The organism is Pseudomonas sp. WC1 (genome assembly GCF_050586565.1).
In the GTDB taxonomy this organism is placed as follows: domain Bacteria; phylum Pseudomonadota; class Gammaproteobacteria; order Pseudomonadales; family Pseudomonadaceae; genus Aquipseudomonas.
In genome coordinates, this window is the sequence record NZ_JBOBDQ010000014.1 from 67,749 (window position 1) to 80,907 (window position 13,159).

The 13,159-nt window shown below is 62.2% G+C and carries 14 protein-coding genes; 7 read left to right on the plus strand and 7 right to left on the minus strand.

Translation table 11 applies throughout. The features are described 5' to 3' along the window. The first annotated feature begins 86 nt into the window (after nucleotides 1-86). Nucleotides 87-1,271: a C17 cyclopropane fatty acid synthase CfaB gene (gene cfaB, locus ACQ4OD_RS09115; RefSeq protein WP_198754110.1), complete on the plus strand. Its 1,185-nt coding sequence runs from the start codon at nucleotides 87-89 to the stop codon at nucleotides 1,269-1,271. Nucleotides 1,272-1,310: 39 nt separating this feature from the next. On the opposite strand, the gene cls is transcribed toward cfaB, so the two are convergent. After that, on the minus strand, nucleotides 1,311-2,750 hold the full coding sequence (gene cls / locus ACQ4OD_RS09120; protein WP_430944192.1) for a cardiolipin synthase: 1,440 nt from the start codon (nucleotides 2,748-2,750) through the stop codon (nucleotides 1,311-1,313). 129 nt (nucleotides 2,751-2,879) lie between these two features. On the opposite strand from cls, the gene ACQ4OD_RS09125 reads away from it, so the two are divergent. Continuing rightward, nucleotides 2,880-3,407, plus strand: a complete 528-nt coding sequence (locus ACQ4OD_RS09125; protein ID WP_102683405.1) for a DUF3617 domain-containing protein — start codon at nucleotides 2,880-2,882, stop codon at nucleotides 3,405-3,407. Nucleotides 3,408-3,415: 8 nt separating this feature from the next. Here the strand turns inward: ACQ4OD_RS09125 and folE2 are convergent, their stop codons facing one another. Further along, on the minus strand, nucleotides 3,416-4,297 hold the full coding sequence (gene folE2 / locus ACQ4OD_RS09130; RefSeq protein WP_139674773.1) for a GTP cyclohydrolase FolE2: 882 nt from the start codon (nucleotides 4,295-4,297) through the stop codon (nucleotides 3,416-3,418). Nucleotides 4,298-4,322: 25 nt separating this feature from the next. Then, nucleotides 4,323-4,700: a glutamine synthetase gene (locus ACQ4OD_RS09135; RefSeq protein WP_110696835.1), complete on the minus strand. Its 378-nt coding sequence runs from the start codon at nucleotides 4,698-4,700 to the stop codon at nucleotides 4,323-4,325. A 109-nt stretch (nucleotides 4,701-4,809) separates the two neighbouring features. Here ACQ4OD_RS09135 and zigA point away from each other — a divergent pair, with 109 nt between their 5' ends. From zigA to ACQ4OD_RS09150, 3 genes are read left to right on the plus strand one after another with little or no spacing between them, the layout of a single operon-like run. Further along, entirely contained in the window at nucleotides 4,810-6,018 is a 1,209-nt protein-coding gene (gene zigA, locus ACQ4OD_RS09140; protein WP_139674776.1) for a zinc metallochaperone GTPase ZigA, read from the plus strand. After that, nucleotides 6,015-6,632: a DUF1826 domain-containing protein gene (locus ACQ4OD_RS09145; protein WP_139674779.1), complete on the plus strand. Its 618-nt coding sequence runs from the start codon at nucleotides 6,015-6,017 to the stop codon at nucleotides 6,630-6,632. The genes zigA and ACQ4OD_RS09145 overlap by 4 nt, the downstream gene beginning before the upstream one ends. A 52-nt stretch (nucleotides 6,633-6,684) precedes the next feature. Beyond that, the gene (locus ACQ4OD_RS09150; protein WP_139674782.1) at nucleotides 6,685-7,659 is read left to right on the plus strand and encodes a CobW family GTP-binding protein; all 975 of its coding nucleotides are present in this window, start codon (nucleotides 6,685-6,687) and stop codon (nucleotides 7,657-7,659) included. Here ACQ4OD_RS09150 and ACQ4OD_RS09155 read toward each other — a convergent pair whose 3' ends face one another. After that, entirely contained in the window at nucleotides 7,660-8,052 is a 393-nt protein-coding gene (locus ACQ4OD_RS09155) for a DUF3301 domain-containing protein (protein WP_023629680.1), read from the minus strand. It abuts the gene before it with no gap. A gap of 120 nt (nucleotides 8,053-8,172) precedes the next feature. Between ACQ4OD_RS09155 and pdxY the strand changes: the two genes are divergently transcribed. Beyond that, nucleotides 8,173-9,045 carry a pyridoxal kinase PdxY gene (pdxY, locus tag ACQ4OD_RS09160; RefSeq protein WP_102683411.1) on the plus strand — a complete coding sequence of 291 codons (873 nt, stop codon included), beginning with the start codon at nucleotides 8,173-8,175 and terminating at the stop codon, nucleotides 9,043-9,045. Here the strand turns inward: pdxY and ACQ4OD_RS09165 are convergent. Then, nucleotides 9,042-9,527: an acyl-CoA thioesterase gene (locus ACQ4OD_RS09165; RefSeq protein WP_102683412.1), complete on the minus strand. Its 486-nt coding sequence runs from the start codon at nucleotides 9,525-9,527 to the stop codon at nucleotides 9,042-9,044. The genes pdxY and ACQ4OD_RS09165 overlap by 4 nt on opposite strands. Nucleotides 9,528-9,852: 325 nt before the next feature. Here ACQ4OD_RS09165 and ACQ4OD_RS09170 point away from each other — a divergent pair, with 325 nt between their 5' ends. Then, entirely contained in the window at nucleotides 9,853-11,613 is a 1,761-nt protein-coding gene (locus ACQ4OD_RS09170) for a cation:proton antiporter (RefSeq protein WP_139674785.1), read from the plus strand. A 143-nt stretch (nucleotides 11,614-11,756) separates the two neighbouring features. On the opposite strand, the gene ACQ4OD_RS09175 is transcribed toward ACQ4OD_RS09170, so the two are convergent. Continuing rightward, entirely contained in the window at nucleotides 11,757-12,164 is a 408-nt protein-coding gene (locus tag ACQ4OD_RS09175; protein ID WP_023629684.1) for an SMI1/KNR4 family protein, read from the minus strand. A 113-nt stretch (nucleotides 12,165-12,277) separates the two neighbouring features. Continuing rightward, a complete protein-coding gene (locus tag ACQ4OD_RS09180) occupies nucleotides 12,278-13,126 on the minus strand; it encodes a Tim44 domain-containing protein (protein WP_102683414.1) in 849 nt (282 codons plus the stop codon). Nucleotides 13,127-13,159: the final 33 nt, after the last annotated feature.

Sequence of the window (13,159 nt, forward strand, 5' to 3'; positions counted from 1 at the left end):
ACTTCGTACGAATGAACTACCCTGATGCGGTGGCGTCCGACACATTAAGGCGTGGCGTCCCGTATCAACGAAAGGGAGGGTCATGAATGCTTGCGCAACTTCCACCTGCGTTGCAGAGCTTGCACTTACCTTTGCGCGTCAAGCTGTGGGACGGCAACCAGTTCGATCTGGGGCCGAGCCCGCAAGTCACCATCGTGGTCAAGGAACCCCAGCTCATTACCCAGCTCACCCATCCCAACCTCAATGAGCTGGGATCGGCCTTCGTCGAGGGCAAGCTGGAGCTGGAAGGCGATATAGGCGAAGTCATCCGGGTTTGCGACGAACTCAGCGATGCCTTGCTTCAGGATGAAGATGAGGCCGTGCCGGCACGCACTGCTCATGACAAGGCCACCGATGCCGAAGCGATTTCCTATCACTACGACCTGTCCAACGAGTTCTACCAATTGTGGCTCGATCCGGACATGGTCTATTCCTGTGCCTATTTCAAGGAGCCGGACAATGCCCTGGCCCCGGCTCAGCAGGACAAGTTCGACCACTTGTGCCGCAAGCTGCGGCTGCTGGCTGGCGATTACCTGCTGGATGTCGGTTGTGGCTGGGGCGGGCTGGCGCGATTCGCTGCTCGCGAGTACGGCGCCAAGGTGTTCGGCATCACCCTGAGCAAGGAGCAGCTGAAGCTGGGCCGCCAGCGGGTGAAGGAGGAGGGCCTGGCTGACAAGGTCGACCTGCGGATCCTCGACTACCGCGACCTCCCCCAGGATGGCCGCTTCGACAAGGTGGTCAGCGTCGGCATGTTCGAGCATGTCGGCCACGCCAATCTCGAGCTGTACTGCAAACGGCTGTTCGGTGCGGTGCGCGAAGGTGGCCTGGTGATGAACCATGGCATCACTGCCAAGCATGTCGATGGCCGCCCCGTCGGCCGTGGCGCGGGCGACTTTATTGACCGTTATGTGTTCCCCCATGGCGAGCTGCCGCATATCTCGATGATCACTGCACGGATTTGCGAAGCGGGTCTGGAGGTGGTCGACATCGAGAGCCTGCGCCTGCACTACGCCAAAACCCTGAACCACTGGAGCGAGAACCTCGAGAACCAGTTGCATCGCGCCGCCGCGCTGGTGCCGGAGAAGACCTTGCGAATCTGGCGCCTGTACCTGGCCGGTTGTGCCTATGCCTTCACCAAGGGCTGGATCAACCTCCATCAGATTCTCGCAGTGAAGCCGTACGCCGACGGTCACCACGATCTGCCATGGACCCGTGAGGACCTGTATCGCTGACCTGTGCAGCGGCGTGCTTGTCCTGCACGCCGCTGCGCGCTACAGGATCGGTGAAATCAGGCGTGCGATGCGCATCCCCAACTGCTGCAGACGATGGGTGTCGCGGCTGTCTTCAGCGGTGATCTCCCTGGCCTGCTCGAAATCATTCGCCAGCATGTGCTCGACCTGATCGGCAAAGGCGCGATCCACCGTGAGCAAGGTGATCTCGAAATTCAGCCGGAACGATCGGTTGTCGAGGTTGGCGCTACCGATGGCACTGACCTCATCGTCCACCAGTACCACCTTCTGGTGCAGGAAGCCCGGTTGATAGCGGAACATGCGCACCCCGGCGCGAACCGCTTCGAAGGCGAACAGGCTGGAGGCGGCGTAGACGATCCGGTGATCGGGACGTGAGGGAATCAGGATACGTACGTCGACGCCCCTCAGTACCGCCAGGCGCAGGGCGGCGAAGATGGCTTCGTCGGGAATGAAGTAGGGGCTGGTGATCCACACCCGGTTGCTCGCCGAATGAATCGCTTCGAGAAAGAACAGCGCACAGGTTTCCTGGGGGTCGGCCGGGCCGCTGGCCAGTGCCTGGCACAGCACGCCATCCTCGGGGTAGGCATCAGGCAGGATTAGCGGCGGTAGCTGGCGCGTGGCCCAGTACCAGTCCTCGGCGAAGGACTCCTGCAGGCAGGCCAGAACCGGGCCGCTGATCTGCACGTGGGTATCGCGCCAGGGCGAAAGTTTGGGGTGCGCTCCGAGGTATTCGTCGCCCACGTTGTGGCCGCCGAGAAAACCTTGCAGGCCATCGACCACCACGATCTTGCGATGGTTGCGAAAGTTGACCTGGAAACGGTTGAACCAGCCGCGCCGTGTGGCGAACGCTTCGATCTGCACGCCACCGTCACGCAGCACCTGGCTATAGCTGCCCGGCAGCGCGTGGCTGCCGACGCGGTCGTAGAGCACGAACACCCGTACACCTTCGGCGGCCTTGCGCAGCAATAGCTGCTGCAGCTCCTTGCCCAGGGCATCGTCGTGGATGATGAAGAACTGCACCAGCACGGTGTCCCGCGCCATGCGGATGGCGGAAAAGATCGCCTCGAACGTGGCCGCGCCATCAATCAGCAGTTTCACTTCGTTGTTGGCCAGGCATGGCATGCGCCCGAGCCTGGGCATGGCGCGCAGGGCGGCATAGCCGCCCGACTCCCGGGCGGTCAGTGCTTCCTCCACCCATGGGCGCCAGTTCAGGTTGGCCATGGCCACATGCATTTCCTGGTTGGCCTGTCGCCGCGCCTGGATATACGCATAGAAGGAGCGGGCGCCGAATACCAGATAGGGGATGAGGGTGAGGTAGGGGATGAACAGCAGCGACATGGCCCAGGCAATCGCACCTTGGGCGGTGCGTACGGTGAACACCGCATGGAGCGCGGCGGCCAGGCCGAGCAGGTGAATCAGACCGAGCACGTAACCGAAAAAGTAGGGGCTGTGGTAATCCATACGCATCCTGCTTGCCGAGAGCACTGCTGCTAACAGACCACGTTCGAGGGGGCCACTGCAACCCGCAGGCGAATTCGGCGTCTAAAGGCTCAGTCCGGCCAGAGCCGGTATTTCGAGGAGCTTTCATCCATGAAGATTCGTCTGCCACTGCTCGCCCTGGTACTGGGGTTGGGCAGCCCGCTGGTTCACGCGCAGATGTTGCAACCCGGCTTGTGGGAGTTGACCACCAGCAACATGCAGGTCGATGGCAAGCCGTTGCCAGACATGGAGTTCATGCTCGGCCAGTTGAAGAACCTGCCGCCCGAGCAACGGGCGATGATGGAAGGTGCCCTGGCCAAGCAGGGCATCACCGTGGGCGGCAAGGGTGTGCGTTCGTGCCTGACACCCGAGCAGGTCAAGACCAACGACATTCCGCTGCAGGACCCGCAATCGGGCTGTACGCAGAAGATCACCGAGCGCAATGGCAATGTCTGGAAGTTCCAGTTCAGCTGCCCGAAAGCCCAGGGCAACGGCCAAGCCACCTTCCTCAGCGACCGTGAGTTTGTTACCAAGGTCAACGGCACATTCAATGCGTCCGGCGTTCAGCAACAGGGCAGCATGGACACCCGGGCGGTCTGGCTGGGTAACGATTGTGGAACAGTGAAGCCACGCAGTTGAAGTAGCGCTCACCACCGATGTTGAGTAACCGCGACCGCGTCGTGGGCATGCAGGCTCTCTGCGTGTTCCACGCGCACGCTGAACCCCGCCACCTCCTCTATCTGCGCCAATGCCAGGTGCAGGCGCCGGGCAGCATCTTCGCAGAACATCAGGTTCTGACCATTGGCCAGGGCAAATGCCTGTTCGTCTGCGCGCTTCACGGCGGTCTGCACTGCAGTGCCCAGCGCAGCTTCCGCCGCGTCGATCAGCCCTGTCAGGTTCAGCGCTTCCCCTGCAAGGCGTACCTGAAGCCTGGCTAGGCTCCGTTGGCTATGGGGCGTCGCGACGATCCCGTCACTGCTGCCCAGCCATTGGCGAATGCCGCGCCTATCCAATGGCCGATGGGCAAAGTCCCTGTCGAACTGCTCCTGGATCAGCTGTCTTGCAAGTGCTGCCGAGCATGGGCACGTCGACGAGTAGGGCACATTCACTGATAGTTCCACGTGGAACATTTCATATTCCAGCTTGGCATCCACGGTCACCGGGTAGCGCTTCCAGCCAGCCAACGGGCTGATCAATGCCGGCCGCTTGAGCAAATGATCAAACGTCAGCCGTAGATAAGCGTTGTTGGACAGGCCGGTGTGGCTTAGCAGAAAGGCCCGCAGTATCTGGCGTAGTAGTGGAGTTGAGAGGGCTTGCTGCTCCAGCGCTTCCAATGCCAGGTACAGTCGGGACATGTGGATGCCGCGTGAGGCACCATCGTCGAGGCTCACTCCGGCATCGGCGAAAGCGGTTACGGTGCGCCCGTCGAGTTGCAGCGCGACGGCGATGCCACTCATGCCCACCCAGTCCAGCGGCAGTGCCTGTTGGTTGCTCTGGGCGGCGACATCGGGAAGGGAGAGGCTGGTCATGGAAGAAATCCTGGACGGTTGATAGTCACCGGCAACCGCCGATGAGGCTGCAATGCAGGTTGAAGCGTTGGCCGCTGGAGCTGGAAACACGATTCTGCGTGGTCCATCCAATACGCCGGCTGTAACCCACCCAAGCCTCGCCGTCGCTGGCCAGGCCGGTGAAAAACGTCAATGCGCCATGGCGGCTGTTGGTTTGTGCCCACAGCCGCTTGCTCGCAACTTCATACCCACGCAGGTAAAAGGTGCTGCCTTCGGTTCGCACGCTGTAGTAGTTGCCCTTGCTGTCCTGGCAGGCCAGCAAGGTTGCGCTGCGGGTGCACCGTGCAAGGTCGGTAGTGGGCATGGCAAAGAGCTGCTCTGGATGAACGAGCAGCAGCAGGGCGATGACGCCAGGTAGTTTCATGACGCTCTCCAGACAACCGTTCGGCGATACGGCTTGGCGAAATTGTATTGTTATAATATAACATTATGCAATGCATCGTTTCGAATGCGCCTGCCCGATGAGGTTCGTCATGCCCAACCGTCTTCCTGTCACCGTGCTGTCCGGCTTCCTGGGTGCCGGCAAGAGCACGTTGCTCAACCATGTCCTGCGTAACCGCGACAACTTGCGCGTGGCCGTGATCGTCAACGACATGAGTGAAATCAACATCGATGCCAGTGAGGTGCAACGCAATGTCAGCCTCAACCGCGCTGAGGAAAAGCTGGTTGAGATGAGCAACGGCTGCATCTGCTGCACACTGCGTGAAGACCTGCTGGAGGAGGTGGCCCGGTTGGCGGGCGAGGGTCGCTTCGATTACCTGCTGATCGAGTCCACGGGTATTTCCGAGCCGCTGCCGGTCGCCGAGACGTTCACCTTTCGCGATGAGCAGGGCCGCAGTCTCTCCGACATGGCGCGCCTCGACACCATGGTCACTGTTGTCGATGGGCTGAACTTCCTTCGCGATTATCAGGCAGCCGACAGCTTGGCCAGTCGGGGCGAGACCTTGGGCGAAGGTGACGAACGCTCGATCAGTGACTTGCTGATCGAGCAGGTCGAATTCGCTGACGTGTTGCTGCTGAGCAAGATCGACCTGATCAGCCAGCATGAGCGCGAAGAGCTGAGCGCCATCCTGCGCAGCCTCAATGCACGGGCGCAGATCGTGCCAATGGTGATGGGCCAGGTGCCGCTGGCGCGCATCCTCGATACCGGCCTGTTCGATTTCGACCAAGCCGCGCAGGCGCCGGGCTGGCTACAGGAGCTGCGTGGCGAGCATGTGCCGGAAACCGAGGAGTATGGTATTGCCGCCACCACCTGGCAGGCGCGCCGGCCATTCCATCCGCAGCGTTTCTTCGACTTTATCCACAAGCCCTGGAGCAACGGCCGCTTGCTGCGCTCCAAAGGGTTCTTCTGGTTGGCCAGCAAGTTCCAGGAGGCCGGTAGCTGGTCGCAGGCCGGGGGCATGATGCGCCATGGCCTGGCTGGTCGTTGGTGGCGTTTCGTGCCGCGCGAGCAATGGCCGCAGGATGAAGAGAACACTGCGGCGATCCTCAAGCAGTGGTCCGCGCAAGCGGGCGACTGCCGGCAGGAACTGGTGTTCATCGGGCAGAACATCGACTTTGTTCGGTTATCCACAGAGCTGGAAGCCTGCCTGCTCGATGACCAGGAAATGGAGTTGGGGCCGATGGGCTGGCTGCGCCTGCCGGACCCGTTTGGTGAGTGGCATGAGGACGCTGCGGCATGACTGTGGATATCCGCCAGGTCTTCGGTGAGTCACCCCAGGTGATGACGGAGATTCTCCAGGATGGGGTCAACCTCGCGGTCTGGCAGCGCCGCCTGCCGGCCCAGGTCGAAGACTTCGCCAACCTGGTGCTGAGCCTGGGCCAGCCATTGGCCGATGAGCGCGTGATCGAGGTGGATGAACGCCAGCCGCCAGCGTTGCCCGGGCTGCTCAGAGAAACCGCCGATCTACATGGCTACGATGGTTTCGTCGCCGATGTGGCCTGGCTGGTGGCGGCCTATACCTGCTTGCTGGGTGCTCGGCGCCTGGGGGTGCGGCTGCGGGTGCTTGAGGGGGCGATGTGCCCGCGCATGCATGTGGACCATGTTCCATTGCGCCTGCTCAGTACCTACGCTGGCGCAGGTAGCGAATGGCTGCCAGAGGGTGCCATCGATCGTGCCCGGTTGCAGCTGGCGCCGCCGCCTGTGGATAACGTCCGGCGATTGGTGGCGGGAGAGGTAGCCCTGCTCAAGGGCGAGAAGTGGCTGGGCAACGAGGGTGCGGGCTTGGTCCACCGGTCCCCGCAGACCCCCGCCGGGGAACGTCGCTTGCTGTTGAGCCTGGACTGGTTGGAATGAATTGCCGGACGCCCCGGTATAGACTGCCATCAAGCCCTTGCGATACCGAGCCATGTTGCAGAACATCCCCACCCATGTGATCGCCGGCCCGCTAGGTGCCGGCAAGACCAGCCTGATCCGTCACTTGCTGGACCAACGACCGATTGGTGAGCGTTGGGCCGTGCTGGTCAACGAATTTGGCCAGATCGGCCTGGATGCCGCCTTGCTCAGCCGTGACGAGGCGGGGATCGCCATCGGAGAGGTGGCGGGAGGCTGCCTGTGCTGCGTCAATGGCGCACCGTTCCAGGTGGGGCTCGGCCGCCTGCTGCGCAAGGCGCGCCCGGATCGCCTGTTCATCGAGCCGTCCGGCCTCGGTCACCCCCTCGAATTGCTGGAGCAGCTGGGGCGGGCGCCTTGGACCGGTGTACTGTCGGTCCAGCCACTGTTGATGGTGCTGGATGCCGCCGCCCTTTCCCGGGGCGCTGACTTGCCCGAGGCACAGAGCATGGCATTGGCGAAGGCGGGGTTGCTGCTGTTCAACAAGGCGAGTGCCGTGGATGCTGCCGCCCGCCTGTTGATAACTGCATCATTGCCTGAAGTCCCGGCGTTGTGGACGGATCATGGCGCGCTAGCGTTCGCCGGTTTGCCTGTATCGTCCGCAGCGCCAGCGGGTTCACTCGACCTTTCCAGCCTGCCTGTGGATAACAGCCCCGTCCCACAGCCCTCCTTGTGGGTGGATCCGCGGCAACCGATCTGTCAGTCCCGGTTGGCGGAGGAGGGCTGGAGCGTAGGTTGGCGCTGGCATCCGGGCCAGGTCTTCGATGAAATGGCGCTACGTGGCGTTCTTGAACAATGGTCGTGGCGCCGGGCAAAGGGGGTTATCCACAGCGCGGCGGGGTGGCAGTCGTTCAATGGCCTGGAACGTGGGGCGCTGGAATGGCGCCCCAGCGAATGGCGCAGGGACTCGCGCATCGAGCTGATATTCGATCAGCCACAACCCTTGCAGATGCTCCAGGCGGCCATCGGCAAGTGTTACCTGGCGGAGTGATCAATTGCGCCAGCGGTTATGTTCCTGGCGCCATTGCTGCATTTCGATGACGTTGTCGGTGCGTGGCGGGGTCTTGATCTCGAACGGGTAAGGTGCAAGTTCGATCTGCATGGTATGGGCGCCGAACTGGGTGACGGTGCCTGGGTGACGTTGTTCGCCGGTGACGGTGAACTCGAAGTTGTAGATGCGCGCCAGGCGCTTTCGGCCATTGGCGTCGCGCACGAAGGCGATGCGTTTGAGCGCCACGGCGTCGTCGAGCAGTTCCAGGTCGAGCTTGGCGCAATGCTGCTTGACCCGAGCCAGGGCCTTCTCGCGAAGCCCGTGGTTGTGCCACAGCCAGGCGCCTGCGGTCGCCACCAGCATCAGGACGAAAAGGTTTTCCAGGGTCAGCATTTGCGTAAGCTCCAGACAGGTCGATCCAGCTTAACTGCGTCTCTGGCCTGTCGTACAGATGGCAATCAGGTTCATACTGCGGGCCGCACATTTCTTCACACAGTTTCGGAAGCGCCCTGCATGAAACGTACACCGCACCTGCTCGCCATTCAGTCCCACGTGGTCTTTGGACACGCCGGCAACAGCGCCGCGGTGTTTCCCATGCAGCGGGTCGGGGTCAACGTCTGGCCACTCAACACGGTGCAGTTCTCCAACCACACTCAGTATGGCCAGTGGGCGGGGGAAGTGCTTGCGCCAGCGCAAATTCCCGCGTTGGTGGAAGGCATTTCCAATATCGGCGAATTGGGCCACTGCGATGCGGTGCTGTCGGGTTACCTGGGCAGTGCCGAGCAGGGGCGGGCGATCCTGGCTGGCGTCGAGCGGATCAAGGCGGTCAATCCCAGGGCCTTGTACCTGTGCGACCCGGTCATGGGCCATGCCGAGAAAGGTTGCATCGTGCCGGCCGAGGTCAGTGAGTTCCTGCTCGAGCAGGCCGTGGCCAAGGCCGATATCCTGTGCCCCAACCAGCTCGAGCTGGACAGTTTCTGTGGCCGTCGCGCGCAGTCGCTGGAGGATTGCGTGGGCATGGCGCGCGGGTTGCTGGAGCGTGGGCCGCAGGTTGTGCTGGTCAAGCACCTGAATTATCCACAGCGCGCGGACGATGCCTTCGAGATGCTCCTGGTGACCCGTGAAGCCAGCTGGCACCTGCGTCGGCCGTTGCTGGCGTTCCCGCGTCAGCCGGTAGGGGTGGGCGACCTGACGTCAGGTTTGTTCCTGGCTCGGGTGTTGCTTGGCGACAACTGGCTGCACGCGTTCGAGTTCACCGCCGCCGCCGTGCATGAGGTGCTGCTGGAAACCCAGGCCTGCGCCAGCTACGAACTGCAACTGGTGCGGGCCCAGGATCGAATCGCCCATCCACGGGTGCGCTTCGAGGCGCAGCGCTTGATGTACTAGATCGCGTCGGTCTTGAGGTTCTGGTAGCGCTGCTCCAGCTCCTGGCGGATCTGGCGGCGCTGCTGGCCTTGCAGGAAGCGGCGCTTCTCCTCGCTGCTCTGCGGCTGGCGCGGTGGCACCTTCACCGGACGACGGTCGTCGTCCACCGCGACCATGGTGAAGAAGCAACTGTTGGAGTGGCGCACCGAGCGCTCGCGGATATTCTCGGTGACAACCTTGATGCCCACCTCCATCGAGGTATTGCCGGTGTAGTTGACCGAGGCCAGGAAGGTCACCAGTTCGCCGACATGCACAGGTTCGCGGAAGATCACCTGGTCCACCGACAGGGTCACCACATAGGTGCCGGCATAGCGGCTGGCGCAGGCATAGGCGACTTCGTCGAGGTACTTGAGCAGGGTGCCGCCGTGTACGTTGCCAGAGAAATTGGCCATGTCCGGTGTCATCAGGACGGTCATGGTCAGCTGGGCGTTTCCAGGTTCCATAGAGAGCTCACGGTGAATTTGCACGGTATCGGGGCGGGTATCTGCAGACACTTCTGTTTCCCCTCTTTGAGGTTTCCCATCCTGGTACGGGACGTCGGCTGACGCTCCATCGTCACGCCAATATTGCCATCGGCGGTGTCGAATCTGCCGATCTGTTTCTGCATATTGCATTGGCAATTTGCGGCAAGGCGCGATGTTAACCTGACGACGCCCATGCAACGTGGGCTTTTGCGTCAATCACAACAGTATGTGCCCGCTCCGCGCCCAGGGTCTTACCGGTAGAGGAGCGGTTAGCCCCAGCATCGAAAACAAGGAGTAACACGCCATGCATGCCATCAGCTTCATCCAGGATCTGGCGGTGATCATGCTGGTTGCCGGGGTGGTCACCATTCTCTTTCATCGCTTCAAGCAGCCAGTGGTGCTGGGCTACATCGTCGCCGGCTTCATCATCGGGCCGCACACGCCGCCGTTCGGGCTGATCCACGACGAAGACACGATCAAGACCCTGGCCGAACTGGGGGTGATCTTCCTGATGTTCTGCCTGGGCCTGGAGTTCAGCCTGCGCAAGCTGTTCAAGGTCGGCGCCACGGCATTCATCGCCGCCTTCCTGGAAATCGTCCTGATGATCTGGATCGGTTTCGAGATAGGTCGCTGGTTTGGCTGGAACACCATGGATTCGCTGTTCCTCGGGGCGATCCTGGCGATTTCCTCGACCACCATCATCGTCAAGGCGCTCAACGACCTGAAAATGAAGAACGAGCGCTTTGCCCAACTGATCTTCGGCGTGCTGATCGTCGAGGACATTCTCGGCATCGGTATCATCGCGCTGCTGTCGGGCATAGCCGTCAGTGGCACGGTAAGCTCTGGCGAGGTGTTCTCGACCGTGGGCAAGTTGTCGCTGTTCATGATCGTCGCGCTGGTCATCGGCATCCTGCTGGTGCCGCGGTTGTTGGCCTACGTGGCGAAGTTCGAAAGCAACGAGATGCTGCTGATTACCGTGCTCGGCCTGTGTTTCGGCTTCTGCCTGCTGGTGGTCAAGCTTGAGTACAGCATGGTGCTGGGTGCCTTCCTGATCGGCGCGATCATGGCCGAGTCCCGTGAGCTGCTGAAGATCGAGCGCCTGATCGAGCCGGTGCGCGACTTGTTCAGTGCCATCTTCTTCGTGGCCATCGGCCTGATGATCGACCCGTCGATCCTGCTCGAGTACGCCTGGCCGATCGTGGTCATCACCCTGGCGGTGGTGCTGGGCAAGATGCTCTCCTGCGGCATGGGGGCCTTCATTGCCGGCAATGATGGGCGCACTTCACTGCGTGTGGGGATGGGGCTTTCGCAGATCGGTGAATTCTCCTTCATCATCGCCGCCCTGGGCATGACCCTGCAGGTCACCAGCGACTTCCTCTACCCGGTCGCGGTGGCTGTCTCGGCCATCACCACCTTGCTCACACCCTACCTGATTCGCGCCGCCGACCCGTTGTCGATCAAGCTGGGCAAGGTAGTACCAAGCCGTCTGGCACGGGTGCTTTCACTGTACGGCGAGTGGTTGCGCAGTATTCAGCCCCAAGGCGAGGGGGCCATGCTGGCGGCGATGATCCGGCGCATCTTGTTGCAGGTGGGGGTTAACCTGGCGCTGGTGATCGCGATCTTCTTCAGTGGCGGCTACTTTGCCGGGCGTATCGGCGCCTGGTTGAGCGAATGGGTGACGGATGCCGGTCAGCAGAAGGCCCTGATCTGGGGCGCGGCGCTGCTGCTGTCGCTGCCGTTCCTGATCGCCGCCTATCGCAAGCTCAAGGCGCTGTCGATGCTGCTGGCGGAGATGGGGGTCAAACCCGAGATGGCGGGGCGGCATACCCAGCGTGTACGGCGGGTAATTGCCGAGGTGATACCGTTGTTGTCACTGCTGGTGATCTTCCTGCTGCTGTCAGCCTTGTCGGCGAGCATTCTGCCGACCAGCGAACTGCTGCTGATCATCGGGGTAGTGGCGGCGGTGGTGGTGGCGCTGCTGTGGCGCTGGCTGATCCGTGTGCATACGCGAATGCAGGTGGCGTTGCTGGAGACGTTGGAGAACAGCCGCGATCATTCGCACTGAGGGAGCGGTTAACGCTTTCTGCGCAAGATTTCACCGTCGTCCGAGGGGATGGAGCGGTAGCAGTGTCGCCAGGCGCAGAGAGCCTGGCGATTCTACGAGTGATTGGTAGCTATAAGCCATCACTTTGTGCGGGTATTTCTCATTCAGCTTTCCAGCCAGACATCCCGCGCCCAGTGCCAGACCGATTCCCAGCTTTCCTCGGTGACGATTTCCTCTTCACCGGACCACAGCACCACGGTGCCGTCCTCTTCAACGCAGTAGAAATCGTCTCCGTCCTGGCAGATCGGGATGAGGTCGCGGGGCACGCCGGCGTCCCAGGCATTGGCCGCCACCTCCGGCAGGTAGGTGTGGGATTGCGGGTCGGTCACGGTCACCGGCTCGAGGCTGCCGTACACCACGTCACTGACGGTCAGCAGGTATTCCTTGAACACGAAGGGGATATTGATGAACAGCTCTTCCTCGATTTCGACCAGCTGATCCTCGTCCGGCAGTTCCAGCGGCACCGGTACCGGCTCGTTGGCTTCACGGAGTTGTTCGATCACTTCTTCCACGGTTCACATCCTCTGACCTTATGACAACGCTGCGCGTTATACCCTAGTAGGCCGCTCTGGCAAAAGCAAAAACCCCGGGACAGGCCCGGGGTTTTTTCTGCAACGTGCGACGGTTAACCGTTTTGGCGGATACCGGCCAGCAGCCAAGGCTGGTTTTCGCCCTGGGCGCGAACCATGTGCCAGCTTTCGCTGAACGCTTCGCCCTGGTCGAAGCGCGAAGTCTTCGACACGCCACGGAAGGTAAGGGTGGCGTCGGTCTGGTCGGCGCGGTCGTCTACGCCGTCCAGTTGCACATCGAGGTCGTCGATGTAGGTGGACTGGAAGCCTTCACCTTGTTCCGCGCGCTCACGCTTGAGGAACTCGAGCATCTGCGGGGTGACGAACTCGGCGATCTTGTCCATCTCGTTGGCGTCCCAGTGCTGCTGCAGCGACTGGAAGTGCGAACGGGCGGCGGCCAGGAAGCTGGCTTCGTTGAACCAGGCCGGGGCGTTGATTGCAGGCGCGGCAACCGGTGCGGCGGCACCGCCGAAGATCGACTGCGGGGCGGCCTGCGGCTGGGCTTCACGCTGGTACGGGGCATGGCCGGCGGCAGCGTGTTGCGGCTGCTGCTGGCGGCGTCGCGCGGCGATGAAGCGGAAGACCAGGAAGGCGATCAGGCCCATGATCAGGAAGTCGAGGATCTGCATGCCATCGAAGCCGTCGCCCATGAACATGGAGGCCAGCAGGCCACCGGCGGCGAGGCCGGCCAGTGGGCCCAGCCAGCGCGAGGCGCCGCTGGCGGCAGCGGGTGCGCGGCCTGGCGCGGTCGGGGCGGCGGCAGGGGTGGTCGGGGTTGCCTGGCGGGTCTGGTGGATAGGCGCGGAGCCCGAGCTCTTGCCGCCACCGAAGCGCTTGGCGTTGGCGTCGAGGCTCAGCGTCAGGCCGACGCAGAGCGCCAGAGCGATGCTAAGAAAACGTTGCATAAGTTGGGGATTCCCGTTTGTGTGGATTGCACG